The sequence below is a fragment of the Rhodococcus sp. IEGM 1406 genome (assembly GCF_030056745.1).
Lineage (GTDB): Bacteria > Actinomycetota > Actinomycetes > Mycobacteriales > Mycobacteriaceae > Rhodococcus_F > Rhodococcus_F erythropolis.
The window spans coordinates 279,199-304,773 of record NZ_JASHKO010000004.1; the positions used below are offsets into that span (position 1 = coordinate 279,199).

Sequence of the window (25,575 nt, forward strand, 5' to 3'; positions counted from 1 at the left end):
CCGGTGGCTCAGCCGAGCAGATTACGCAGCTTCGAAGCGAGCGTGTCCCACTTCCAGTCTTCGGCAACCCACTCCCGGCCGGCTGCTCCCATCGCGGCCGCTCGATCACGATCGGACAGCACCTCGATCACGGATTCGGCGACGTCCCGAACAGAGGTGCCGTCGACTACGAGCCCGGTCTTGTTCTGCTGCACGGTTTCCGGAGCGCCACCACTGCGGCCGGCGATGACCGGAACGCCGGTCGCCGAGGCCTCGAGGTAGACGATTCCCAGTCCTTCGACATCCAATCCCGCGCCTCGCGTGCGACACGGCATGGCAAACACGTCGCCAATCGTGTGGTGAGCCGCCAACTCTGCGGCGGGCACTGTGCCGGTGAAGACGACGTGATCGTCCATCCCGGTCTTACGTGTCAATTGACGGAGGTGGTCCTCGTACGGTCCACCGCCGACTATCACCAGTACCGCCCCGTCGACGCTCTTGCGAATGGTCGGCAGCGCCTTGATGAGCATGTCCTGCCCCTTGCGTGGCACGAGCCGCGACAGGCACAGGATCGTGGGCCGCTCCCCCAGCCCGTATCGCTTGCGCAGTTCTGCGCGGGCGACCGAGTCCGGGTGGAACACCGACGTGTCCACTCCGGACGGAAGGTGCTCGAGCGCCGCTTGCGGGCCGAAAGCCGCCGAGAACCGTCCACGGGTGTATTTGCTGACAAACGTCACCGCATCCGTGTGATCGCCGATCACACGCAACGACTGCCGCGCACCGGGAATCATCGACCACCCGACCTCGTGGCCGTGAGTACTCGCGATCACTCGGCTCGCTCCGGCGCGTCGAACAACCGGCGCCAACAGCGCCAAGGGCGCTGCCGCACCGAACCACACCGACTCACAGTCGTGCTTCTTGACCAGCTTCGCGGCCCGACGAGCGACAAAGGGCGACGGCAGCATCAGTGTCGTCGGGTGCCGAACGACCTCGAAAGGCTGTGCCGCATCGAACTTCTTGTGCGAGTCGCCCCGCCACCGCGGTGCGTACACCACCAACTTGTCCGCCGGCAGGTGCCCGGCAAACGTGTGGAGATAAGACTGGATACCTCCGGGGCGAGGAGGAAAATCGTTGGTCACCAAGAGGGTCCGGCGCATCCGTCCACCGTAGGGCACGCTGTGCTTCGAGTCGTGACAAGGGCACGCAGTGCTTCGAGACTTGCGAAGCTCACCTCGCCGAGTCGAACGTCCAGCCGCAAACCGCTCAGCCCAGATGGCTGTTGGTCCAGTCGACCCAGCCGACTCGCAGTTCCTCGGTTCCGACGCCGAGGACCGCTCGGATCCGCGAGTCGAGGTCTTCGGCCGTCATCTTTCCGGAGGCGAGGGCGCGAAAGAGGTCGGTCAGCTTCGCCTCGCCGAATCGATCAGCGATATACGCGTTGATAGACCACGCCGATTCGTACGCCAGTGAACTCACGACCGGGACTCCGCCGAACTGTGTGTCGTCCGGAAACTCGGTCGGAGTATCGCCGGCGCGGACCGCTGCTGCCAGAGTCGGCGCTATCTCACCCCAGGCCCGCGAGGATCCACGGTTTCCCGCGTATTCGGCGAACCCTTCCAACACCCACATCGGCGACCCGTCGCGGGTTTTCGATCGGGCGGCTATGTGCATGAGCTCGTGGCGCAACACCGTTCGCCTGGTGATGTCGGTCAGCCTCGAAGCCGCGGCAGGTGAGAAGACCACCCGCTGGCCGCTCACGTCGGAAGACCCGTCCGCCGTTGCATCCGCGACCGACACTGCGGCAATCGAAGCGCCGTCGTGATGGGAGCCGACCAGTGCGGTGAACTCCTCCGCGGACCCCGCCACCATGAGCACCGCGCGCTCGGACCACCACGGCCCCCACAACTGCGTCGTGTTTTCGATGGCTGAGTCCACATCGGCCGCCAAAGCGTCGACGAACGCCTGCTGACCCGGGTGACCGATCACGAGTGCATTGCCCGCGGCATTTTCGGCGACGGCCAGCGGCCCGAAGTCCCAAGGGCCGTTCCAGGATTCGCCCGCCGTTCGGGCTCCGTCCAGTCCGACGATCGACCCGTCCGCAAGAACCGACCACTGATCTCCGCGTTTCGCGAGCGTCATGGACACTGCCTTGCGAGTGGGCAATGCGTCAACGCCGTCGAGGGCGTAGCGCAACAGAACCTGTGCATTCCAGACCTCGACGTCTCCGTCCGGTGCACCGGTTCGCGGCGCCGGTGTCAGGCCGCCGCTGGGAATCTCGTATCCCCAGTCGGAGAAATCGAGCGCTCCCGCAGCGGTGGCTCGCCGAACTTCCGCTTCGAGCACACCGGGTGCCGCAGCACTGTCGACGAACTTCGCCAGCCCCGACGGATCGTCGGACATCTGCGCCGCAGCCCATGCATCGAGAAATGCTTGTACCTGCGCGGTGCGTTCGGCGTCCTGCTCACTGGCCGCATTTTCGTCGGAATCGGACCTGTTCGTCAGGAAGATCGTCAACCCTAGAACGAGCACCACGGCAACGCCGAGCGCCACGAGGGCTGGATACTCCCAACGGCGTGGTCGATCTGCGCCGACGTCGGGCGTCGTCATCGGTTCAGTCGGCACGGTGCCGAGTGTAGGAGAACTCGACTCGACGCTTCACGGCGGCTGGCCACACGCCGCTCGGGCGCAGCAAGCCGTCAGTAACGACGCGCAGTGGAGAACTCCATGCCTGCCATCGACTGAACCTTCACCGGTACGCCGAACGTCGACGCATGCAGAATGTTTCCGTCGCCGGCGTAGATGCCGACATGCGAGTTGTCGCTGTAGAAAGTCACGACGTCACCGGGCTGTAGTTGGTCCCTCGACACCGGTACACCGCCCTGCGCCTGCGCTTGGCTCGAACGCGGCAGAGTCTTCCCGATTTGCTTGTAGGCCCATACGACCAGACCTGAGCAGTCGAACTCGTTCGGGCCGGTCGCGCCCCAGACATACGGGTCACCGATCCGCGTGAGGCCTGCCTGCAGAGCAGCAGCACCCGAACCAGGCGTCAAGTTAGCTAGAATTTTGCTGAGATCGACATCCGGCGGGAATGGCGTACCGCTAAGTTGGTTACGCTCGTCGTCGGTGAGGCTCTGGAAAGCTTTGGTCACGTCGGCGATCTGCGTCTGCAGTTCACTCTGCTTGCGCTGCAAATCGTCACTGAGTGCGCGGGCTTGATCGGCGGCGGTCCGCGCTTCTTCGGCCGAACGCTTCGATGCTTCCGAGGCGGCACGCGCTTCGGCAGTGGCTTGGTTGAACTGTGAGACCTGTACCGCCGCGTCGTTGGAAATCACGTCGAGCGCAGACATCTGATCGAGCAACTGCTGCGGCGAGTCGCTCACCATCAACGCAAAGAGGCGATTGGTTCGCGCACCCTGGTAATTCGCTGTGGCAATACGGTTTACCGCCGGAGCGAACTCGGCGACACGTGCCGAAGCCGCGTCGAGAAGACCCTGATCGGCTGCCGAACGCGCGTCCGCATCATTCGCGACCGCCAGCTTCGCGTCGAGGTCGATCTGTGCGTTGTGCAGCGCTTCGTTGGTCTGCTCGGATACCCGGGAGAGTTCACCGAGCTTGTCGAGCGCCTCGGTGGGGTTGGTGATGACGGGGTCGGCACCGGCCTGCATCGAAGGCCCTGCGACGAGTCCGAACGCCAGCACTCCCACTGTCAATGCGGCGCGTACTCGACTGTTGTTTTTCGATGAAACCACGGAATGCAACTCTCCGTCTCGGTGAAGCGACGTCGACCGGGACCGGTCGACGATCTGTTAGCTGGCTGTCAACTATCCACAGTACCTGTCTCGGCCGCGCAATGTCTCGATAAGGTTACGGAACGGCATACGTTTGTGTCTACTCGCCGGTAGGCGTGTCGGGGTGAAGTACCGGGCGAATTGTCGCGAAACGAAAATGTGGGCCTCGAATCAAAGATTCGAGGCCCACATTCGAAGATCCGGAGCTCCCCCGAGCTCCGCCGCCTTGCAGCGGCGGATCGTTCCGACTGTCTACCGGAGACAGCCGTCGAGCGTGTTCAGAAATCAGTAACGGCGAGCACCGTCGTACGGCATCGAGGACACCGGTGCGAGCTTCACGGGCTGACCAGCGGTCGACGCGTGGATGACATTGCCGTTGCCGGCGTAGATGCCCGAGTGCGATCCGCCGTAGAAGGAGATCACGTCGCCGACCTGAAGATCGGACTGTGAAACGGCAACGCCGGCTGCGGCCTGGTCGTAGCTCGTGCGAGGCAGGTTCAGACCGGCCTGCTTGTATGCCCACTGGACCAGACCGGAGCAGTCGAATGCGTCCGGGCCCGATGCGCCGTACACGTACGGGGAGCCCAGCTTGCTCTCTGCGGCGCGAACTGCCTGCTCACCAACACTGGAGATGGGAGCGGCCGGAGCGGCCGGTGCGATGTCGGTGATGCCCGGGATGACCGGCAGCTGAGGAATAGAAACGCCCGGAACCTCGAAGGTGCCGACGCCGGGGATGGTGATGGGGTCTGCCGAGGCAGGTGCAGCGGTTGCAGCAAATGCTCCGACTGCGAGCGCGCCGGCTACTGCCAACTGCGCTGAACGCTTGAAACTCTGTGACGCCACTTAAGGGGTGCTCCATTTCTTCCATTCATCCGCCGACCGAGTTAGCTGACGGGTTCGGGCTGGGAAGATCAGCCCTACCCGCGTGGTCCGCAGCGATCATGCGTGCTGCACCCCAGGCGGGATTCACCCCAGTGGAAACTTGGGTTCCCGGTTCGGGTTCCTCGCGGAGATCCCGATTAGGCGGTTCCTGACGATGCCGGTCCTGTTTGGTCCGGCAAGACTTCGTTAGGTCTCAGGAAGGTTACGAAATGATCGCGACGATGTCGACCGCTTCGTGACAATCGCGCCCGATTCGCCGGAAATCATGCTGCCGCGCCCGCGATACGCCGGACGGGTCACGAAGAGATAACAACAGGTCTGTTCGGCGAGGGTCACCTGGCCCGCAAACCTGCGCTTGCTACCCACTGGCGAGGGTCACCAAACCCGACAATCCGATCTTCCATGCAGTTCAACGCCGATTACTTGAAACTAGAACCCGTTTCGATCAATCAGGCGGTTTCGGCGACTGATCGCCGTAGCAACACCCTCACGAATCGCCCTACCGGTAAGTAGGTAGGAGACCGCGTTCGCGAGTTCCCACCGCAAGTGTGATCCTCGTCTCTCATACTTTTGTCGGGGGTCAATCCGTTGCTTTCCCAATGGAAGTCGCAGTGAGCCGGATTCCGCGTACGCACTCTCGAATTCGTGTCGGGGGGTCCTTCTACTGTCTGCGGTGTGAGTCCCGCCTCGGCCCGAGAATTTCCGTCTCCGTCCCCGTTCTGCGACGGGGAGAAGTTCGACGTCGGGCGGCAACTGAGCTTCGACGAGCTGGACACACCGCTGAGCGAAACGACGTTTGTCGTCGTCGACCTCGAGACCACAGGTGGAAGCGCCGACCAGGACTCCATCACCGAGATCGGCGCCGTCAAGATCCGCGGTGGCGAAGTGCTCGGTGAAATGGCAACACTCGTCGATCCCGGCCGATCGATTCCGCCGTACATCGTCGAACTGACCGGAATCACCACCGCCATGCTGATCGGCGCACCTCCCATTGAACGTGTCCTACCCGCTTTTCTCGAATTCGCCGAGGGTGCGGTGCTGGTGGCACACAACGCGCCCTTCGACATCGGCTTCCTCAAAGCAGCGGCGTCACGCAGCGCACGCCCGTGGCCGTCGTTCCGTGTGCTGTGCACTGTGAAGCTCGCCAGACGCGTGCTCACCCGCGACGAGGCGCCTTCGGTCAAACTCTCCGCACTCGCCCATCTCTTCCAGGTGACCACCCAACCGACGCACCGCGCGCTCGACGACGCGCGTGCGACCGTCGACGTCCTACACGGGTTGATCGACAGAGTCGGGAACCAAGGCGTCCACAGTTACAGCGAACTCGTCGACTACCTGCCCAACATTTCCTCACATCAGCGGGCCAAACGGTCCTTCGCCGCAAACCTGCCGCGAAGCCCGGGTGTCTACCTTTTCCGAGGCCCTTCGGACGAAGCCCTCTATATAGGAACTGCTACCGACCTTCGACGCCGCGTCCGCAACTACTTCACCGGTTCGGAGACCCGCGGCCGGATGAAGGAAATGGTCGCGCTCGCCACCCGTGTGGACCACGTCGAGTGCGCCCATGCGCTCGAGGCAGGGGTGCGTGAACTACGCCTACTGAGCGCGCATGCACCCCCGTACAACCGTCGCTCCAAATTCCCCAAAAGAGGATGGTGGATCACTCTCACCGACGAGGCGTTTCCCAGACTGTCCGTGGTTCGCACGCCTACGGCCGATTCGATCGGCCCGTTCACCTCTCGCGGCGACGCAGTCGAAGTCGCCGACACCGTCGCAGAGTTCAGCCGCCTACGCACGTGCACCAAACGTCTCGGGCGCGGCGCCGTTCACGGCCCTGACTGCCCCGCTCGCGAACTGGGGGCGTGTCCCGCCTCCTGGGCACCGGAACTCACTGCGCAGGACTACGCGGCCGCCCCTGAGACTGTGCGTGGATTCTTCCGGGGAACCAACGACGCTCCCCTCCAACAAATGCAGGCGCGAATAGACGAGCTGTCCGAACACGCGTTGTTCGAGAATGCTGCTCGTCTGCGTGACCGAACGGTCGCAGTCTCTACCGCAGTGCGGCGCACTCAGCGACTTGCAGCAGTCGCGGCGATCGAACAACTGATTCTCGCCCGTCCCACCGGGGACGGCGGCTGGGAGCTGTCGGTGATCCGTTCCGGACGTCTCGCGTCCGCCGGGCTCGCCAGACGTGGAACTCACCCGATGCCCGTCGTCGACGCCATCACCGCGGCAGCCGAAACCGTCCTACCGGACGACGCACCGTTCCGCGGCGCGTCACCCGAAGAACTGGGCCTGATCGCACGGTGGCTCGCATCGGACGGTGTCCGAATCGTGTCGGCGACATCCGGCTACGTCGAACCTGCGGGCGGCGCCGGCAAGTGGGAAGCCTGGTGCCGACTCGCGCGGGCCGGTACCGAATCCGAACATCGATGACGTAACGACGGAGCGGCACCCCTAAGCTCGATCGAAACCACCGGGTCATCACAACCCACCGGGAAATCGAGGAGAGAAATGATCAACGCCATCGTCATGATTCACGCCGAGTCCGCTCGGATCCCGGAAACCGCGCAGGCCGTCGCCGACCTGTCCGGAGTGACGGAGGTCTACTCGTGCGCAGGTGACGTCGACTTGATCGCCATCGTGAAGGTACGTGACCACGCCCAGATCGCCGACGTGGTCACCGGAGGAATCAACAAGGTGCCCGGCGTTCTCCGAACCGCCACACACATCGCCTTCCAGTCATTCTCCAGCGCAGACGTCGAGGCCGGTTTCTCGCTGGGCGAGTAGCTCGTCGATCAGGCTTGGTCGGCCAGTTCGGCGGTGAGTGCCGCCCACTTGTGAAGCAGTTCAGCGCCGGCGCCGCTGTCGATCGCGGCAGCGGCTGCAGTCATCCCGGCGGAGATCGCACCCTCGAGATCGTCACCGACACCGTTGAACGCCGCGATGGCCGCTCCCGCGTTCAGCGAGACCGCGTCCCGGACCGGCCCCTTCTGTCCGGAAAGCAGCGTTCGGGCGACGGTGGCGTTGAATTCGGCGTCTCCTCCGCGCAACTCTTCGAGAGGAACGCGGTCGATTCCGAGGTCGCGCGGATCCAGCGTGACAGTTCGCACACTTCCACCGCCGACGATGTGAACCGTCGAAGTCGTCGATGTGGTCAGTTCGTCGAGTCCGTCGTCTCCACGCACCACCAACGCCGAATTACCGCGCTGCGCAAGGACTCCCGCGACGACCGAGATCAGCTTCGGAAATGCGCACCCGATCAGCCCGGCACGCGGACGAGCCGGATTGGTCAGTGGACCGAGCACGTTGAATGCCGTCGGGATGCCGATTTCCTTGCGAGGCACCGCCGCAAAGCGCAGTGCGGGATGGAAGACCGGCGCGAAACAAAAGCCGATGCCGACCTCTTCGACGCACCTCGCAACCTGCTCCGGGCCGAGGTTGATGCGAACGCCGAGCGCCTCGAGCACGTCTGCGCCACCGCTCTTGGACGAAGCAGCGCGGTTGCCGTGCTTGACAACTCGCACACCGGACGCGGCAACCACGATCGAGGCCATCGTCGAGATGTTAACCGTGTTGGAGCGGTCGCCACCCGTGCCGACGATGTCGACCACGTCGGAATCGACCGGCACGCGCCGGGAGTGTTCGAGCATCGCGCCGGCGAGCCCTTCCAACTCCGCGGGGGTTTCGCCCTTCATCTTCAGCCCGACGCCGAAAGCGGCGATCTGAGCGGAAGTGGCATTGTCCGACATGATCTCGCCCATCGCCCACCGACTGTCGGCTTCCGACAGATCACTGCCGTCCGTGAGCAGACCGAGAATCATCGGCCACGACCGCACCACTGCACTCGAATCGACGTTCACGGCGTTGGATGCGTCGGTGCCGGCCATAGTGCCTTGGTCCCCTTGTCGTTCATGTGGGCTGGATTTCGAGCTGTCGTTTCGAGCTGTCGTTTCGTTCTGCCATTTTGTGCTGCCGATGACCCTCGCAGCCTAGTCAGTGAGGTAGCAAGGAAACCGAATAGGGCCGCTCAGGTCTTTCGGCGACCGCGTTTGGGCGTCGCCTCCGCAAGAATCGGGGGCTGGAGCGCGTCCCACCCGGCGACGGAACCACCGAGTCGCTGCGCCAGACCGGCCATTCGTGATCGCTCCTGGGAGCAATGCAGGGCGTCAAGGATTTGGACACGCTCGAAGATAACGCGAACCGAATTCTCGACCGCCTGAGTCACGTCCTCGGGCCGACTCGCGCCTCGCACATATCCGTCCTGAGCGACGATGTTCTCGGCATCGGCAACCGAGTCCTCCGGCAGGTCGAGATGGTGCCGCAGAACCACTTCGGACTCCGCCCGAAACTCCGGCTCGGTGGAGCCGGCACGTTCGAGAGCGGTCGAACTCGCCTCGGCGTCGTCGAAGCCCTCGGCAACGACGACCAGATCCGACCGCGCCGCGTCGAGCGGCGTCGGAATCTTCGTGCCGAAAATTCTCAGGAACCACGGTCTACTCTTGTGTGTAGCTGCCATCGCGCCAGCATATTCCGACCACGCCACCAGCGCGTTCGCCGCCCGATCCCGCGAACTCGAGCCGAGCGACGCGCCGATGGTGGACCCGAGTGGTCGTCTCTTACGACGAAGCGTCATACTTCTGTCTGTGACGAGCGCAGTAGGGACTTCAGGATCGGCAATCACCCAACGCGTGCACTCGCTGAACCGGCCGAATATGGTCAGCGTTGGCACCATCGTGTGGTTGTCAAGTGAGCTCATGTTCTTCGCAGGGCTCTTTGCCATGTACTTCGTGGCACGAGCTCAGGCGAACGGAAATTGGCCGCCGGAGCCAACCGAATTGAACCTGTATCTGGCCGTGCCGGTGACCTTGGTGCTTATCGCATCTTCGTTCACCTGCCAGATGGGTGTCTTCGCGGCTGAGCGTGGCGACGTCTTCGGACTTCGTCGCTGGTACACCATCACCTTGATCATGGGGGCGTTCTTCGTCTCCGGCCAGGGTTACGAGTACTACCACCTTGTGCACGAGGGCACCACGATTTCGAGCAGCGTGTACGGCTCGGTGTTCTACATGACCACCGGCTTCCACGGTCTGCACGTCATCGGCGGTCTCATCGCCTTCGTCTTCTTGATCGCACGTACCCGGGTCAGCAAGTTCACGCCCGCCCAGGCCACCGCCGCGATCGTTGTTTCGTACTACTGGCACTTTGTCGACATCGTGTGGATCGCGCTGTTTGCCACGATTTATTTCATCCGTTAATCAGCTGTACGCCCCAGGCAGCCCCTGACGTCCAGTTCCGTCCCGACATACCAAAGGGATACAGATGAGTTCATCCCCCCCTCCCGCATCCGATAACTCAGCGAATGCCGCGAAGTCGCGTCGCCAGCGGAAAATCCGCCGGCGCGTTACCGGCGCGCTCGTATTGATGATGGGATTGATCAGCGCAGGTTTCCTCGCTTCGGCGTTGACACCAGCTCCGCAGGTTGCGACCGCCAGCGACGATTCAGCAGCCCTGATTCGTGAAGGCAAGCAGCTCTACGACACGTCATGCATCACGTGCCACGGCGCGAACTTGCAGGGCGTGCAGGACCGCGGTCCCAGCCTCATCGGCGTCGGCGAAGCAGCCGTGTACTTCCAGGTCTCCTCTGGTCGTATGCCCGCAGCTCGCAACGAGGCCCAGGCTGCACGCAAGGACCCCAAGTTCGATGCTGCGCAGACCGACGCCCTCGGCGCTTTCATCCAGGCCAACGGCGGCGGCCCGACGCTCATCCGCGACGAGAACGGCGAAATCGCCCAGTCCTCGCTGCGCGGTGGCGACATCGGACGCGGCAGTGAGCTCTTCCGGCTCAACTGCGCGTCGTGCCACAACTTCACCGGCCGCGGTGGCGCACTGTCCTCGGGCAAGTACGCCCCGGTCCTGGATCCGGCCAGCGAGCAGCAGATCTACGCTGCCATGGTTACCGGCCCCCAGAACATGCCGAAGTTCTCGGATCGTCAGCTGACGATCGAGGAGAAGAAGGACATCATCGCCTACGTCAAGTCGTCGGGCGAGTCGAAGGACCCCGGTGGGTACGGGCTCGGTGGCCTCGGTCCGGCCTCTGAGGGTCTCGCCATGTGGGCCGTCGGAATCATCGCTGTCGTCGGTGCAGCATTGTGGATCGGAGCAAGGTCATGAGCGACGCTGGCCAGCATGGCGGCGATACGCCTAAGAAGTACACAGATGAAGAGCTCGACGCGATGTCACGCGACGACCTGGTCAAGCTGGGTACCAATCTCGATGGCGTCGATGTCGTCTACCGCCGTGATCGTTGGTCGGTAAAGGGCACCAGGGCGGAAAAGCGCGCCGAGCGCAACGTCGCCTTCTGGTTCGGCCTCGCCGGCGTTTCGGCGATCGCATTCATCGCGATCTACCTGTTCTGGCCCTGGGAGTATGCAGGTGCCGGTGACGAGAACTACGGCAAGTACAGCCTGTACACCCCGCTGATCGGCTTGACCATGGGTCTGGCGATCCTCGGCGTCGGCATCGGTGCCGTTCAGTTCACCAAGAAGTTCATCCCCGAAGAGGTCTCGATCCAGGACCGCCACGACGGTGGATCCACCGAGGTCGATCGTCGCACGATCGTCGCCGAGCTCGGCGACACCCTCGATACGTCCACCCTCCCCCGCCGCAAGGCCATCAAGCGCAGCTTGATGTTCGGCGGTGGCGCTCTCGGCGTCATGATGGTCATGCCTCTCGGTGGACTCATCAAGAACCCGTGGGCCAAGGGCGACGACTCACCCCTGTGGGTGTCCGGCTGGACCCCGAACTACCCGGGCGAGACCATCTACCTGCGTCGTGACACCGGCCGTCCCGAGGACATCGTCCTCGTTCGCCCGGAAGATCTCGATGCCGGTTCGATGGAAACGGTCTTCCCGTTCCGCGAGTCCGACCGTGGCGACGAGCACGCTCTGCTCGCAGCACTGCGCGGCATTCGTAACTCGGTGATGCTCATCCGCCTCCGCACGGAAGACACCGCGCGTGTCACCAAGCGCAAGGGCCAGGAGAGCTTCAACTACGGCGATTACTTCGCGTACTCGAAGATCTGCACCCACCTGGGTTGCCCCACCTCGCTCTACGAACAGCAGAGCAACCGTATTCTGTGCCCCTGCCACCAGTCGCAGTTCGACGCACTGACCTACGGCAAGCCGATCTTCGGTCCCGCTGCTCGCGCACTTCCGCAGTTGCCTATTACAGTGAACGAAGAGGGCTTCCTGGTCGCCGACGGTGACTTCATCGAAGCACTCGGCCCGGCATTTTGGGAGCGTCGACCGTGACCACAACAACAACCAAACCGTCCAAGATCAGCGCGGCAGCGGCTGGACAAGCGGAGGCTATGGACTCCCGCTACCACCTCGCCGCAGGCATGCGCCGGCAGATCAACAAGGTCTTCCCGACGCACTGGTCCTTCATGCTCGGCGAGATCGCGCTCTACAGCTTCGTGATCCTGCTGATCTCCGGTGTATTCCTGACACTGTTCTTCGATCCGTCGATGGCACACGTCGTCTACCAGGGCGCGTACCAGCCGCTTCGCGGTGTCACGATGTCTCGCGCCTACGAGACGACCCTGAACATCTCCTTCGAGGTGCGCGGCGGTCTCTTCGTTCGCCAGATTCACCACTGGGCTGCACTGATGTTCGCGGCGTCGATCATCGTTCACCTCGCTCGCATCTTCTTCACCGGCGCATTCCGTCGTCCGCGTGAAGCGAACTGGGTCATCGGCTGCCTGCTGCTCATCCTGGCGATGTTCGAAGGCTTCTTCGGTTACACCATCCCCGACGACCTGCTCTCGGGCACCGGCCTCCGCGCCGCCTTCGGTGGTATCACGATGAGTATCCCGATCGTCGGTACCTGGATGCACTGGCTGATCTTCGACGGCGACTTCCCCGGCGACCTCATCATCCCGCGTCTCTACGTCGCTCACGTGCTGCTGTTCCCGGGCATCATCCTGGCTCTGATCGCCGGCCACCTCGCGTTGGTCTGGTACCAGAAGCACACGCAGTTCCCCGGCCCCGGCCGTACGGAACAGAACGTAGTCGGCGTCCGCATCCTCCCGGTCTTCGCAATGAAGGGTGGCGCGTTCTTCGCCATGACCTTCGGCGTGCTCGCACTGCTCGGTGGTCTGTTCCAGATCAACCCCGTGTGGAACATCGGTCCGTACAACCCGTCACAGGTCTCGGCAGGTTCCCAGCCCGATATCTACATGATGTGGACGGACGGCCTTGCTCGACTGTGGCCGGCGTGGGAGATCTACCTGTTCGGCCGCTACACGATCCCCGCTGTGTTCGCCGTCGCCCTGATCATGGGCCTCGTCTTCGCACTGTTGATCGCGTACCCGTGGATCGAAAAGCGTCTCACCGGAGACGACGCTCACCACAACATCCTGCAGCGCCCGCGCGACGTGCCGGTCCGTACCGCTATCGGTGCGATGTCCATCGCGTTCTACCTGGTGCTCACGATCTCCTGCATCAACGACATCATCGCGTACCACCTTCACATCTCGCTGAACGCAATGACGTGGATCGGCCGTATCGGCATGGTCATCCTTCCGCCCATCGCGTACTTCGTGACGTACCGGTTCTGCATCGGCCTGCAGCGCAGTGACCGTGCAGTCCTCGAACACGGCATCGAGACCGGCATCATCAAGCGGATGCCGAACGGTCAGTACATCGAGATCCACCAGCCGCTCGGCCCCGTCGACGAGCACGGACACCCGATCCCGCTCGAGTACCAGGGTGCTGCTGTCCCGAAGAAGATGAACAAGCTCGGCCTCGCCGGCAAGCCCGGTAGCGGTAGCCTGATCACCGCTGACCCAGTCGAGGAGAGCGAGGCTCTCGAAGCCGCTCATCACGAAGCTGAGCACGAGCAGCTTCAGATCCTTCTGGACTACCAGAACCGAACCAACGGCAAGTCCGATGGTTCCAGTGGAGAACTCCACTAAGGACGACAGTTGACCAGTGAGGCCCCGAACCGCATTCCGGTTCGGGGCCTCACTCGTTCTCTGAGCGATTCAGCATGACAACCTTCAGTGGGTCACCACTCCCCCGGTTCGACGTCTGAGCGCCGACAACAGCGGGCACTACGCCTTTGCTAGACCTCGAGCACAGTTGAATAGTGCTCCACCGTCGGGAACGGCTCGTAGAAGTGGTGGAGAAGTTCTCGCCACTTCTCGTATCCCGTGGACTGACGGAACCCGATGGTGTGTGACTCCACGTCTTCCCACTCGACGAGCAGGAGATATCGCTCCGGCGATTCCAGGCAGTGCGAGAGCCGCAACCTGATGAATCCGGGGACCTCGGAGATGATGGTTCGGGCTACATCGAACGCGGCCTCGAATCGCGCTGACTGCGACGGATCGACCTGCAGGACGGCATGTTCAAGGATCATCTACGGAGTGTTGCACGTTCTCGGGAGTCCCCTCGAGGCGTTGCCGCCTGGTGAGATACTCGGACCATGACATCCCATGCACGCGGCACCTTCGAGATCGATCTCCGCCCCGCCGATCCTGAGCTCTCCGGACGCGTCGGGCGCTTCGAGTTCGACAAGACGTTCATCGGCGGCGTCGAAGGCACATCGACCGGACTCATGCTGTCCGCGGGCGATCCGACAACCGGTGAAGCGGGCTACGTCGCTTTGGAGTTTGTCACCGGGCAGGTCGACGAAGCTGTGGGATCGTTCGCACTGCAGCAGTTCGGTCAGATGATCAACGGAACGCAGAAGCTTCTGTACGAGATCGTGCCGGGGTCCGGAACCGGTGAGCTGAAGGGCATCTCAGGCACTCTCGAGCTCGAGATCGTCGACGGTCTGCACCGCTACGACCTCGAATACTCGCTCCACGACTGACAAAGAGCGGTTGGGTAATCGGCACCCTCGTACCGCAACTCGCAGATACGACAACAGAGGCGCCGTACCCGGGTGGGTGCGGCGCCTCTGTTCGAGTGCGGGTGAAACTAGTGCTTCTCAGGTCCGGTGTAGTACTCGAACACCAGGCCTGCGGCTGCGGCGAGCACACAGACAACTGCGACTGCGATGAGCCACGGCTGGAAGTACGCCAGCGACACTGCCGCGAGTGCAGCTGCGGCGGCAAGCAGGATCGGCCAGAAGCTACCCGGGCTGAAGAAGCCCAGTTCTCCTGCACCATCCGAGATTTCTGCGTCGTCGTAGTCCTCGGGACGGGTGTCCAGACGACGGGCAACGAAGCGGAAGTAGGTACCCACGATGAGCGTCAGACCTGCAGACAGGACGATGGCCGTCAGTCCGGCCCACTCGATACCTGTGCGTGACAGAGCGGTGAACACTCCGTAGATGATCGCGACGAGAATGAAGAACATCGTCAGGATCTCGAAGAGCTTGGCTTCGATCTTCATATCAGCACTTGTCCTTGTTCAGTGAAGAGGCTGGCCGGCTCAGTTGCCTGCAGTGGCGACGGTTGCCTGACGGTACTCGCGGTCGGTGTTGAACGGCGTGGTCGACGTAGCCACCGGCGACTGACCGATTGCCTGCAGGGCCTCGGCGGTCGTCAGACCACCCTTGCCCTCCGCGTCACCCTTGCGCAGTTCGATGTACTTGGCGAAGTCCTCGGGCGAAACCGCACGAACCTCGAAGTTCATCATCGCGTGGAACGTGCCACACATTTCTGCACAACGCCCGACGAACGCGCCTTCCTTCTCGATCTCACTGATCTGGAAGATGTTGTCCGAGTGGTTCTCCTTGGGGTTCGGGAGAACGTCGCGCTTGAACAGGAACTCAGGCACCCAGAAAGCGTGGATGACGTCCGAGGAAGCGAGTTCGAACTGGATCCGCTTGCCGGTGGGCAGAACGAGGATCGGGATCTCCTGGCTGGAGCCGACAGTCTCGATCTTGTCGTAGTGCAGGTAGCTCAGGTCCTCGGTGCTGTTGCCGTGGATCGGGCCGGGAACTTCTTCGCCGTGATCGTTGACAGTGGAGCCCTCGGCCTTGGCAGCCTCTTCGGCTTCGACGTCGATGCCGTTGTACTTGGCACTGCCGTCACCGAACTCGATGGAGCGGTAGCCGAACTTCCAGTTCCACTGGAATGCCGTGACGTCTACGACGACGTCAGGGTTGTCCGTCTTGTCCAGAACATGGTTCTGGACGATGACGGTGAAGTAGAAGAGAACCGCGATGATGACGAAGGGAACTGCCGTGTAACCGAGTTCGAGAGGCACGTTGTATGCCGTCTGACGCGGGAATTCCGGCGAGTCCTTCTTCTTGCGGTGGAAGATGACGGCCCAGAAGACCAGTCCCCACACCAGCACACCCATGACGAGGGCGGCTACAACCGACCACGTCCACAGCTCACGCATGCGCGTCGCCTCCGGGGTGATGCCCGAAGGCCACCCGAAACGAAGCACTTCGTTGTCGATGGAGCAACCCGACAGCAGCAAGGCAGCAATGCCCAGAGATACTGCCAGCCCCGCTCGCCGAAGGATCCGACCTTGCGCCACGTTCACGCCTTCCTGATCGCCACAAAATTCAACTAGGGCATGCCCGGAGGGAAGGCCCAATTACTACGCAGCGTAGACCAAAGCCGGGCGCTATCCATCCTCGGGTCCTCGCCCGTGTCGCGGCGGACGTCACACAGCTCTCTCAGGTGCTGCTCAGGAACGGCTCAGGTCGTTTCGGCGACGCACATCACGTCGATTCGTTCCGCCGCGATCGGCAGGGACGTCGATCTGCGGCATACTTTCGACAAGAGTTCGTTGACCTCTCCCCGACACTCGTGTCCGGGAGCCTTCTCTACAAAAATTCTGAATCGAGGAACCGGACGCTGTGTGTGGACTGCTCGGGCTACTGACATCTGGCGGAACCAGCGAGGACGCCGTCTCGCGGGTCGACCAGGCGATGCATTGCCTTCGTCACCGCGGGCCGGACGAACACGGGACGTGGAACGACGACCACCTCGTCTTCGGGTTCAACCGCCTGGCGATCATCGACATCGCTCATTCCCACCAGCCGCTGCGTTGGGGCCCGCCGGAGAACCCGGAGCGTTATGCGCTCACGTTCAACGGCGAGATCTACAACTACCTGGAGATCCGCGCCGAACTGGTCAAGGACCACGACGCCAAGTTCTTCACCGAGGGCGACTCCGAGGCCATCGTCGCTGCATTCCACTACTGGGGTGAGGATGCGGTCCGGCGCCTACGCGGAATGTTCGCGTTTGCGATCTGGGACACCGACACACGCGAGCTGTTCATCGCGCGCGATCCGTTCGGGATCAAGCCGCTGTTCATTGCTACCGGCGCCGGCGGCACCGCGTTCGGCAGTGAGAAGAAGAGCCTGCTCGAACTCACCGATCTGATCGGCATCGGTACCGAGCTGGATCCGCGCGCCATCGAGCACTACACCGTTCTGCAGTACGTACCGGAGCCGGAAACACTGCACAAGGAGATCCGACGCCTGGAGTCGGGCAGCTTCGCCCGGGTGCGTCCGGGCGAGGAACCCACGTTCACGAGGTACTTCACGCCGAAGTTCCCGGCCAAGCCTTTTGCACCTGGCACCGAGAAGGCGCGCTACCAGGAAATCGCCGAGGCACTCGAGGATTCGGTCGCCAAGCACATGCGCGCCGACGTCACCGTCGGTTCGTTCTTGTCCGGCGGTATCGACTCCACGGCGATCGCGGCACTGGCGATGCGCCACAACCCCAACCTGATCACCTTCACGACCGGTTTCGAACGTGAGGGCTATTCCGAGGTCGACGTCGCTGCAGAATCTGCCGCGGCGATCGGCGCGAAGCACGTCGTCAAGGTGGTCTCCCCCGCCGAGTTCGCCGCTGCCATTCCCGAGATCGTCTGGTACCTCGACGACCCGGTAGCCGATCCGGCATTGATTCCGCTGTGGTTCATCGCCAAGGAAGCCCGCAAGCACGTCAAGGTCGTGCTGTCCGGCGAGGGTGCCGACGAGCTGTTCGGCGGTTACACGATTTACCGTGAGCCGTTGTCGCTCAAGCCTTTCGAGTACCTCCCCAAGGGATTACGTCGGGCTGCGGGCAAGTTGTCCGAACGCATCCCGGACGGTACTCGCGGCAAGAGTCTGCTCAATCGCGGTTCGTTGACCCTCGAGGAGCGCTACTACGGCAATGCTCGTAGCTTCAACGACGCTCAGCTCCGCGCCGTCCTTCGCGATTTCCGCCCCGAGTGGACTCACCAGGACGTCACCGCGCCGATCTACGCGCAGTCACGGGACTGGGATCCGGTTGCCCGGATGCAGCATCTCGACCTGTTCACCTGGCTGCGCGGCGACATCCTCGTCAAGGCCGACAAGATGACGATGGCCAACTCGCTGGAACTGCGTGTGCCGTTCCTCGATCCCGAGGTCTTCGACGTAGCGTCACGCGTGCCGCTCGATCAGAAGATCACGAAGGACACAACCAAGTACGCACTGCGTCAGGCCTTGGAAGGCATTGTGCCGCACCATGTTCTGCACCGTGCGAAGCTCGGGTTCCCGGTTCCCCTGCGCCATTGGCTGCGCGGCACCGAACTCTTCGACTGGGCACATCTGCAGATCGAGGAGTCGGGTACCGACCACATCTTCGACAAGCAGGCCGTCGTGAAGATGCTCAACGATCACCGCGAGGGCGTGTCCGACCACAGCCGACGCCTGTGGACCGTGCTGACGTTCATGGTCTGGCACGGGATCTTCGTGGAGAAGCGCATCGTGCCGCAGATCCAGGAACCGGTGTACCCGGTCAACATCTAGGCCTTCGGCCCCGTGAGTGGTCAGGGAGTCTCCGGACTCCTCAACCACTCACGGGGCGGAGCCCTACTTCGGCAGGATCGTCGCGATCTCGTCCGCAGCCGCACTGCCGTATGCGCCGGTAAGGCGCTTGAGGGCCTCGTCGCGATTGAACACCCACTCCTGCGTTCCCACGGTCTCGAGGATCAGCACAGCGACCAAAGATCCCAGCTGTGCGGCGCGCTCGAAGCTCAGGCCAGCGCCGTGTGCGAGCAGGAACCCGGCACGGAAGCCGTCGCCAACGCCCGTCGGATCCACCTTGCCGGTCTCGGGCACTACGTCGACGCGCACCCAATTACCCTCGGCGTCAACAATTTCCACACCCTTGGAGCCGAGGGTGGTGACACGGATGCCGACCTGCGCGCGGATCTCTTCCTCGCTCAGACCAGTCTTCTGCTGAAGCAGACCCCACTCGTACTCGTTGGTGAACAAGTACTTAGCACCGTGGATGAGCGCCTTGGCCTCGTCACCGGACAGGCGAGCAAGCTGCTGCGACGGATCCGCTGCGAACGGGATTCCGAGCAGACGGCATTCGTCGGTATGGCGAACCATGGCCTCGGGGTCGTTGGCGCCGATCAGCACCAGCTCGACTGCGCCCGCAGTCTTGGCCACTGCCGCGAGTTCGATCTCGCGGGCCTCGCTCATCGCACCGGGGTAGAACGACGCGATCTGCGCCATGTCCTCGTCGGTGGTGCACACGAAACGCGCCGTATGTGCCTTGTCCGAGATACGGACCGCGCTGCAGTCGACGCCGTTGTCCTCGAGCCACGTGCGGTACTCGGCGAAGTCGGCACCGACTGCGCCGACGAGTAGCGGGGACCCACCGAGCACGCCCATGGCGTAAGCGATGTTGCCGCCGACACCACCGCGGCGAATCACGAGATCGTCCACCAGGAAACTCAGCGAAACGTGGGCGAGCTGATCGGCGAGGAGCTGATCGGCGAAGCGGCCGGGGAAGCGCATCAAGTGGTCGGTGGCGATGGAACCGGTTACCGCAATAGTCACGGATCGTGGCCTTTCAGCGAAGTGAGTACAAGAATGAAAGTGGAGCAAAAGTTCACGTTACCGCCCGTAGCGCCGGTATCGGCGCCCGAGCCGTGAGATCGGAACGGTCTGCAGGCGAGTCACCACAAACAACTGACGCGAAACCGAATGTCGGTTCCGCGTCAGTTGTTTGTGAATTGAGTTGTGATCGACAGACTCAGTTGAACGAGTCACCGCAGGCGCAGGAGCCTGTTGCATTGGGGTTGTCGATCGAGAAGCCCTGCTGCTCGATGGTGTCGAGGAAGTCGATGGACGCACCTTCGACGTAGGGTGCGCTCATCCGGTCGACAACCAGGTTGACGCCGTTGAAGTCGACGGTGAGGTCACCGTCGAGCGTGCGGTCGTCGAAGAACAGCTGGTACTTCAGTCCGGCACAGCCGCCGGGCTGCACTGCGATACGCAGCGCGAGGTCGTCGCGACCCTCCTGATCGAAGAGTGCCTTCGCCTTGGCGGATGCGGCCTCGGTCATCTTGACGCCGTGGGTGGCGGTCTCGTTCTGCACAGTCATGGGCTCTCCCTAATGTTCGTACCAACCCGTGAACGCTTCAACGGTACGCCGCTGCCGACTTATTCCCGCCAGTCCTTACCGGGTGCGATTCGTCTTCATCCTATCCGGTCTTCCCGACACGGCAACGGCGCGTCGACGCTTGTGGATCCTCAGCTCCGGGCGCCGCGCCAGATGTTCCACTCCCGTGCCGTGTGTTCGGCGAGTCCCTCGAGACACGCCGACGCTTCCTCCATCGCACGTTCCACCGACCCGGCGAACTCCGTCACCGATTTCGTCGCGACTATCGAGGTCGACGCAAAGTCCGCCGCGTCGAGCGTGACCTGACCGGCAAAGACGAGCGTCGGAACTCCGTGCGCCGCCCCGGCCGAAGCAAGCGTCGTGACGAGTTTGCCGCGCAGAGATTGGTGGTCGAACTTGCCTTCACCCGTGATCACCAGGTCAGCGGAAGCCAATAGCGCCGCCTGGCCGGTGCGATCGGCAACGACGTCGGCCCCCGATCGCCGCTGTGCACCGAGGGCGAACAGCGCAGCACCGATACCACCCGCGGCGCCGGCACCCGGAAAATCCGAGACTCGTTTTCCGGTGGCGGACTCCAACTGTTCGGCCCATCTCACGTTTCTCGCTTCGAGGACAGAGACGGCATCGGCGTCGGCGCCCTTTTGCGGGCCGAACACCGCTGCCGCACCGTGCTCGCCGAGAAGTACGTGTTCGACGTCGGTGGCCGCGACGAACGCAATGCCCGCCGTAGCCGCCGTTGCGGCCTCCAGACCGCCCAGCGCCTCCACCAGTCCACGTCCCCCGTCGGTGCAGCAACTCCCACCGAGTCCGACGACAATCGTCTTCACGCCTGCCTCGAGCGCGACAGCGATCAGTTCTCCGACACCGCGACTGTGCGCGGCGAGTGCGCTGTCTCGTGTCGGCGGACCTCCGAGCAGACCGAGCCCGACAGCCTCGGCGGACTCGATGTACGCCGTGTCCGAATCCAACAGCCACGCGGCGTCGACGCCCGCGGTCAGTGGCCCAGGAACCCGTGCGGTCCGGAGGTCGCCCCCAGCCGTGGCCAAGACGTCGACGAAACCCGGCCCACCGTCGGATTGTGGCGCGGTGACGACGTCGTCTTCGGGTCGGCCACGTCGCCAACCGGCAGAAATGGACTCAGCCGCCTCGACGGCAGTCAACGTCTCACCAAACGAATCTGGAGCAACTATTACCCGCATAGCGGAAGTCTAAGAGTCCCGAATGACCCCGATGTTTCACGATCTCGCGCGTTTCAGTGCCTCGGGCGATCGAGTTTTTCAGAAAGACCGAGGTCGGTTTCCCAGACCGTGCACTTATCCAATAGCCTGGAGGTGTGAAATTGCTACGCCGCGGTGACTCAGACAACTCCGACAAACGTGACGTCGAGGGCACTGAGGCATCCTCGGCCTCCGAAGAGGCGCCCATCGAGCAGGTGGGCAAGGGCCGCCCCACACCCAAGCGTCGTGACGCCGAGGCGAAGAGGCGTGGCCCCGTTGCCCCTGCCCCGCTGACCGCGAAGGAAGCCCGCGCCCGCCGTAAGGCGACCCGCGGCTCCAAGGAGGACCGCAAGGCCGAAGCCGCCGAGCGTCGCGCATCGTCGGCAGACCGCCGCGCCCGCATGCTCGCCGGCGAGGACAAGTACCTGCTCCCCCGCGACAAGGGACCGGTTCGCGCCTACGTCCGTGATTTCATCGACGCTCGCCGCAACCTCGTCGGGCTGTTCATGCCGCTCGCATTGATCCTCATCATGACGATGTTCGTCACGCCCGCACTCCAGCAGATCGTCACGCTGGCAATGCTCGTGATGATGCTCTTCATGGTCGGCGAAGGCATCTGGCTCGGTCGCATGATCAACAACCGCGTCGCCGAGCGCTTCCCCGACAGCACCGACGGCGGGTTCAAGCTCGGCTGGTACGCGTTCGTTCGCGCGTCGCAGATCCGTAAGCTGCGCGCACCGAAGCCTCGTGTGGGGCCGGGCGACGCAATCTGAGCGTGACGAACACGTATAGAACTTTGGTCCTCGGCGGCGCGCGGTCTGGTAAGTCCGCGCACGCCGAGGATTTGGTTTGTGCAGGCCACTTACCCGAAAGTTCGGCACCGATCCGGTACCTGGCGACAGCCAGACGTGATGTCACCGACGCAGACTGGGAAAGCCGGATCGACCAGCACCGCAACAGACGGCCTTCTCATTGGTCGACTGTCGAAACCGCAGCTGCCGGTGACCTCGCGGCGCAGCTCGAAAGCGATTCACACACAGCGACGTTGGTCGACGATCTGGGAACGTGGCTGACCACTGAACTCGATCGGCAAGGCGCCTGGGACGCTCCGCGCGGCACCATCACTCCCGCTGCGGACAGCCTGGTCGCCAGTGTCGAGAACTACCGCGGACACCTGGTGCTGGTCAGCCCCGAAGTGGGTTTGGCCGTCATCCCCGAGACACGGTCGGGACGATTGTTCCGCGACGAGATCGGCACTCTCAACGCTCGTATCGCCGCGGTGTGCGATCGTGTCGTACTAGTGGTTGCAGGGTTACCGCTCATCTTGAAAGATACTGCTGCACAACCGGAAGGCACGATGTGAGTACCGAGGCCAATCCAGGGCCCATTTCAGGGGCGAATCCAGATGCCAACCCTGACGTCGCGCCAGTCAGTAGCGCCGACTTCGAACCCGTCACCCCGCCCGACAGCGAGGTGCGGGCACAGGCCGACGCGCGTCAGCGTGATCTGACCAAGCCGGCCGGTTCGCTGGGCCGGCTGGAGGCTCTCGCCGGCTGGGCATCAGCCTGCCAAGGAGTTTGTCCCCCACACGCTTTCGCTCGGCCTCGCGTCGTCGTCTTCGCGGGTGATCACGGAATCGCCCGCAACGGCGTCTCCGCCTATCCGCCGGAAGTGACCGCACAGATGGTCGCCAACTTCCTCGGGGGCGGCGCGGCAGTCAACGTCCTCGCCGAGGTTGCCGGCGCCACGGTACGCGTCGTCGACATCGCAGTGGACGGCGATACCGATCCGTCCGTCGCGAACTACAAGGTGCGCAGGTCTTCCGGGTCCATCGACCGCGAAGACGCCATGTCGAACGAGGAAACCCTTCAGGCCATCGCCGCCGGCCGAGCGATCGCGGACGAAGAAATCGACGGGGGCGCAGATCTTCTCATCGCCGGTGACATGGGCATCGGCAACACGACACCCGCAACTGTTCTCATCGCAGCCCTGACGGACAGTGAACCCGTCGCGGTCGTGGGTCGAGGTACCGGTATCGACGACGCCGGGTGGATCCGCAAGACCGCAGCGATTCGCGACGCTCTCCGTCGCGCCCGTCCGCACGTTCGCGACACAGTCGCGCTGCTACGCACGTCTTCGGGTGCCGACCTCGCCGCGATGGCCGGCTTTCTGGCCCAGGCAGCTTCGCGTCGTACGCCGGTGATCCTCGACGGCGTAGTGGTCACCGCAGCCGCCATGGTTGCCGACGAACTGGCTTTCGGCGCACGTGAATGGTGGGTCGCCGGACACCGCTCCACCGAACCCGCCCACACCATCGCATTGACCCGAATGGGTCTCGACCCGATCGTCGAGTTCGACATGCGTCTCGGTGAAGGTTCAGGTGCAGTCACAGCGCTCCCGATTCTTCAGGGCGCAGTGGCAATCCTGGGCAAGATGGCGACATTCTCCGAAGCCGGTGTCAGCACTCAGGGCAGCGCACCTGCCGACGAACCGGAGTCGATCGACCTGACCAAGACCGATACGGCGGAGTGAGCATGGCGGGCCCGCTGTCCGGAGTGCCTCTGGCCTTCTCGTGGCTGACGGTCCTTCCGGTTCGTGGTCCCTCCGACATCGACCGAACTGCCGGTCGTCGCGCCATCGCGGCAGCTCCGCTCACCGGGATCGCACTCGGCATTGCCGCGACGTTTCTGCTTTGGGGCACAACCAGTATCGGCCTGAATCCCTATCTCGCAGGCTTGCTGACGGTCGGTGCGCTCGCTCTCGGGACACGCGGGATGCACGTGGACGGACTGGCAGACTCCCTCGACGGACTGGGTTGTTACGGTCCACCGGAGCGCGCCCGCGAGGTCATGCACAGCGGCGGTGCCGGACCGTTCGGGGTCGCGGCACTGTTCATCTTCCTTGGGCTGCAATCGGTCTCCTTCGGCGTCCTCGCTGTTGCCGACTCCCCCACGCAGTGGATCGCCGTTCTCGTATCTGTCGCTGCGGGTCGTGTGGCCGTCGTTTTTGCCTGCCGCCGAGGCATTCTCGCGTCTGGCCCGAACGGATTCGGTGCGCTCGTCGCCGATTCACAACCGCTCTGGGCCGCAATCGTATGGTCGGTTCCGCTGATCGCCACTTCCGCCTTTGCCACCGACCGGTGGTGGCTCGGCCCTCTCGTGACCGCGTCGGCGCTACTGATCAGTGTGCTGTGCGTGCGTCACTGCGTCCGTAGATTCGGTGGACTCAACGGAGACGTTCTCGGATTCGCGCTCGAACTCACTGTGACGCTTACGGCCGTCGGCCTCACTCTCGGACTGTGATCCGACGTCGTGCGAGTAGGTGTCCTTGCGTACGAAGGTTGCCTGGCGGCCGAAATCTTCGTTTTCACCGACCTTCTCCTGATCGCGAATCGGGTCGCTGATGGAGCGTCCGCTGACCCCTTCGAGGTATCGGTCATCGCAGCGTCGGGCACGCCCGTAGTTGCGGCAGGTGGATTTTCGCTCGGGGTACAGGAGGGGCATCACGACATCGATCACCTGGTTGTGCCGGGGTTCGACCTCGTGCCGTCCGAAGACCCTACGACGCGTTTGTCGCTGTGGGACAGAGAAATCGAGTTCATCCGTGCGTGCGAGGCGCGCGGCGTTCGGGTGTCGTCGGTCTGCGTCGGCGCGTATCTGCTGGGCGAGGCGGGACTGCTCGACGGACGCCGATGTACGACGTCGTGGCTGTACGGTGCGGACCTCGCGAGTCGTTACCCCGGTGCGACGGTTCGAACCGACTCGTTGATCGTCCAGGACGCCGGCGTCACCACCACTGCGGCGTTCACTGCCGCGCTCGACCTCGCAACAGCACTCGTGCGCGAGCACCTCGGCGACAAGATTGCGCGAACGACTGCGAGAATTACTCTGGCGCCGGAAAATCGAACCAGTCAATCTCCGTACATCGTCGACTCGATGCTGCCCGTCAATCACACACAGTTCGCCGACGACGTCGGAAGTTGGTTGGTCGAACGGATGGCGGAGCCTTACGACTTGAATCTGCTGTCGGATGCTTTTCACCTCAGCACCCGAACCATGCTTCGGAAGTTCAAGGACGAGACCGGGGAATCGCCGCGCAGTTATCTGCAGCGTGCACGGATCCGAAAAGCGAAACGGTTGTTGGAATCGACCGACTGGTCTCTCGGAAAGATCCTGGGGCACATCGGCTATCAGGATCCTGGAACCTTCCGTCGCCTGTTCACCGACCGCGTCGGCATCAGCCCGGCCGACTATCGAAAGCGATTCCGCAAAGGCGGCGCCGGATAGGCCGTGCGTGGCGAGCCCGCCCGAAAACGTGGCGAACCGCCCTCTTCTGTAGTTGATCCCGCGCC

Annotated in this window: 25 protein-coding genes and 1 riboswitch; of the genes, 13 read left to right on the forward strand and 12 right to left on the reverse strand. The window is 63.3% G+C overall.

Annotated features, from left to right (window positions below):
* Positions 1–8: 8 nt before the first annotated feature.
* The 4 genes from QM596_RS20105 to QM596_RS20120 form a co-directional block, all read right to left on the reverse strand.
* Positions 9–1,136, reverse strand: coding sequence for a glycosyltransferase family 4 protein (locus QM596_RS20105; protein ID WP_283309763.1), 1,128 nt, complete (start codon positions 1,134–1,136; stop codon positions 9–11).
* A 106-nt stretch (positions 1,137–1,242) separates the two neighbouring features.
* Positions 1,243–2,601: a hypothetical protein gene (locus tag QM596_RS20110; protein ID WP_283309764.1), complete on the reverse strand. Its 1,359-nt coding sequence runs from the start codon at positions 2,599–2,601 to the stop codon at positions 1,243–1,245.
* 74 nt (positions 2,602–2,675) lie between these two features.
* Complete coding sequence (locus QM596_RS20115) at positions 2,676–3,728, reverse strand: C40 family peptidase (protein ID WP_020969878.1); 1,053 nt, start codon at positions 3,726–3,728, stop codon at positions 2,676–2,678.
* 324 nt (positions 3,729–4,052) lie between these two features.
* The gene (locus QM596_RS20120) at positions 4,053–4,610 is read right to left on the reverse strand and encodes a C40 family peptidase (RefSeq protein ID WP_019748904.1); all 558 of its coding nucleotides are present in this window, start codon (positions 4,608–4,610) and stop codon (positions 4,053–4,055) included.
* A 14-nt stretch (positions 4,611–4,624) separates the two neighbouring features.
* A riboswitch (cyclic di-AMP (ydaO/yuaA leader) is annotated at positions 4,625–4,803 on the reverse strand.
* Positions 4,804–5,324: 521 nt separating this feature from the next.
* Here QM596_RS20120 and QM596_RS20125 point away from each other — a divergent pair.
* Both QM596_RS20125 and QM596_RS20130 read left to right on the forward strand, forming a co-directional pair.
* Entirely contained in the window at positions 5,325–7,085 is a 1,761-nt protein-coding gene (locus tag QM596_RS20125; protein ID WP_020908098.1) for a DEDD exonuclease domain-containing protein, read from the forward strand.
* A gap of 78 nt (positions 7,086–7,163) precedes the next feature.
* Positions 7,164–7,439 (forward strand): Lrp/AsnC family transcriptional regulator, encoded by a 276-nt coding sequence (locus QM596_RS20130; protein ID WP_003941677.1) that lies wholly within the window; start codon positions 7,164–7,166, stop codon positions 7,437–7,439.
* A gap of 8 nt (positions 7,440–7,447) precedes the next feature.
* Here QM596_RS20130 and trpD read toward each other — a convergent pair whose 3' ends face one another.
* Together trpD and QM596_RS20140 are read right to left on the reverse strand one after the other, a co-directional pair.
* A complete protein-coding gene (gene trpD, locus QM596_RS20135; protein ID WP_283309766.1) occupies positions 7,448–8,539 on the reverse strand; it encodes an anthranilate phosphoribosyltransferase in 1,092 nt (363 codons plus the stop codon).
* Positions 8,540–8,679: 140 nt separating this feature from the next.
* Positions 8,680–9,168 (reverse strand): hypothetical protein, encoded by a 489-nt coding sequence (locus tag QM596_RS20140; protein ID WP_037120408.1) that lies wholly within the window; start codon positions 9,166–9,168, stop codon positions 8,680–8,682.
* Between the two features lie 127 nt (positions 9,169–9,295).
* Between QM596_RS20140 and ctaE the strand changes: the two genes are divergently transcribed.
* The 4 genes from ctaE (at position 9,296) to qcrB (ending at position 13,626) form a co-directional block, all read left to right on the forward strand.
* Positions 9,296–9,907: an aa3-type cytochrome oxidase subunit III gene (gene ctaE, locus QM596_RS20145; protein WP_020908101.1), complete on the forward strand. Its 612-nt coding sequence runs from the start codon at positions 9,296–9,298 to the stop codon at positions 9,905–9,907.
* A 64-nt stretch (positions 9,908–9,971) separates the two neighbouring features.
* Positions 9,972–10,823 carry a cytochrome bc1 complex diheme cytochrome c subunit gene (gene qcrC, locus QM596_RS20150; protein ID WP_020908102.1) on the forward strand — a complete coding sequence of 284 codons (852 nt, stop codon included), beginning with the start codon at positions 9,972–9,974 and terminating at the stop codon, positions 10,821–10,823.
* Entirely contained in the window at positions 10,820–11,962 is a 1,143-nt protein-coding gene (qcrA, locus tag QM596_RS20155; RefSeq protein WP_020908103.1) for a cytochrome bc1 complex Rieske iron-sulfur subunit, read from the forward strand. Before qcrC ends, qcrA begins: the two co-directional genes overlap by 4 nt.
* Before the next feature lie 59 nt (positions 11,963–12,021).
* On the forward strand, positions 12,022–13,626 hold the full coding sequence (qcrB, locus tag QM596_RS20160) for a cytochrome bc1 complex cytochrome b subunit (RefSeq protein WP_044480654.1): 1,605 nt from the start codon (positions 12,022–12,024) through the stop codon (positions 13,624–13,626).
* Positions 13,627–13,775: 149 nt separating this feature from the next.
* On the opposite strand, the gene QM596_RS20165 is transcribed toward qcrB, so the two are convergent.
* Positions 13,776–14,072, reverse strand: a complete 297-nt coding sequence (locus QM596_RS20165; RefSeq protein WP_020908105.1) for an antibiotic biosynthesis monooxygenase family protein — start codon at positions 14,070–14,072, stop codon at positions 13,776–13,778.
* A 66-nt stretch (positions 14,073–14,138) separates the two neighbouring features.
* Here QM596_RS20165 and QM596_RS20170 point away from each other — a divergent pair, with 66 nt between their 5' ends.
* A complete protein-coding gene (locus QM596_RS20170; protein ID WP_020908106.1) occupies positions 14,139–14,528 on the forward strand; it encodes a DUF3224 domain-containing protein in 390 nt (129 codons plus the stop codon).
* A gap of 107 nt (positions 14,529–14,635) precedes the next feature.
* On the opposite strand, the gene QM596_RS20175 is transcribed toward QM596_RS20170, so the two are convergent.
* Together QM596_RS20175 and ctaC are read right to left on the reverse strand one after the other, a co-directional pair.
* Positions 14,636–15,052, reverse strand: a complete 417-nt coding sequence (locus QM596_RS20175; protein WP_003941723.1) for a cytochrome c oxidase subunit 4 — start codon at positions 15,050–15,052, stop codon at positions 14,636–14,638.
* Positions 15,053–15,091: 39 nt separating this feature from the next.
* Entirely contained in the window at positions 15,092–16,156 is a 1,065-nt protein-coding gene (gene ctaC / locus QM596_RS20180; RefSeq protein WP_019748910.1) for an aa3-type cytochrome oxidase subunit II, read from the reverse strand.
* Positions 16,157–16,475: 319 nt separating this feature from the next.
* Between ctaC and asnB the strand changes: the two genes are divergently transcribed.
* Positions 16,476–18,401, forward strand: a complete 1,926-nt coding sequence (asnB, locus tag QM596_RS20185; RefSeq protein ID WP_019748911.1) for an asparagine synthase (glutamine-hydrolyzing) — start codon at positions 16,476–16,478, stop codon at positions 18,399–18,401.
* Positions 18,402–18,464: 63 nt separating this feature from the next.
* On the opposite strand, the gene QM596_RS20190 is transcribed toward asnB, so the two are convergent.
* The 3 genes from QM596_RS20190 to QM596_RS20200 all read right to left on the reverse strand — a co-directional run bounded on the left by QM596_RS20190 (position 18,465) and on the right by QM596_RS20200 (position 21,206).
* The gene (locus QM596_RS20190) at positions 18,465–19,442 is read right to left on the reverse strand and encodes a carbohydrate kinase family protein (RefSeq protein ID WP_283309770.1); all 978 of its coding nucleotides are present in this window, start codon (positions 19,440–19,442) and stop codon (positions 18,465–18,467) included.
* Positions 19,443–19,638: 196 nt separating this feature from the next.
* The gene (locus tag QM596_RS20195) at positions 19,639–19,989 is read right to left on the reverse strand and encodes a HesB/IscA family protein (protein ID WP_007730053.1); all 351 of its coding nucleotides are present in this window, start codon (positions 19,987–19,989) and stop codon (positions 19,639–19,641) included.
* 149 nt (positions 19,990–20,138) lie between these two features.
* Positions 20,139–21,206 carry a glycerate kinase family protein gene (locus QM596_RS20200; RefSeq protein WP_092763410.1) on the reverse strand — a complete coding sequence of 356 codons (1,068 nt, stop codon included), beginning with the start codon at positions 21,204–21,206 and terminating at the stop codon, positions 20,139–20,141.
* A 134-nt stretch (positions 21,207–21,340) separates the two neighbouring features.
* Between QM596_RS20200 and QM596_RS20205 the strand changes: the two genes are divergently transcribed.
* From QM596_RS20205 to QM596_RS20225, 5 genes are read left to right on the forward strand one after another with little or no spacing between them, the layout of a single operon-like run.
* Complete coding sequence (locus QM596_RS20205) at positions 21,341–21,997, forward strand: DUF3043 domain-containing protein (protein ID WP_007730051.1); 657 nt, start codon at positions 21,341–21,343, stop codon at positions 21,995–21,997.
* A gap of 2 nt (positions 21,998–21,999) precedes the next feature.
* Entirely contained in the window at positions 22,000–22,587 is a 588-nt protein-coding gene (gene cobU / locus QM596_RS20210) for a bifunctional adenosylcobinamide kinase/adenosylcobinamide-phosphate guanylyltransferase (RefSeq protein WP_020908109.1), read from the forward strand.
* A gap of 23 nt (positions 22,588–22,610) precedes the next feature.
* Positions 22,611–23,756, forward strand: coding sequence for a nicotinate-nucleotide--dimethylbenzimidazole phosphoribosyltransferase (cobT, locus tag QM596_RS20215; protein WP_283309932.1), 1,146 nt, complete (start codon positions 22,611–22,613; stop codon positions 23,754–23,756).
* 2 nt (positions 23,757–23,758) lie between these two features.
* Positions 23,759–24,526, forward strand: coding sequence for an adenosylcobinamide-GDP ribazoletransferase (locus QM596_RS20220; RefSeq protein WP_283309774.1), 768 nt, complete (start codon positions 23,759–23,761; stop codon positions 24,524–24,526).
* A gap of 9 nt (positions 24,527–24,535) precedes the next feature.
* Complete coding sequence (locus tag QM596_RS20225) at positions 24,536–25,510, forward strand: GlxA family transcriptional regulator (RefSeq protein WP_283309776.1); 975 nt, start codon at positions 24,536–24,538, stop codon at positions 25,508–25,510.
* The last annotated feature ends 65 nt before the right edge of the window (positions 25,511–25,575 follow it).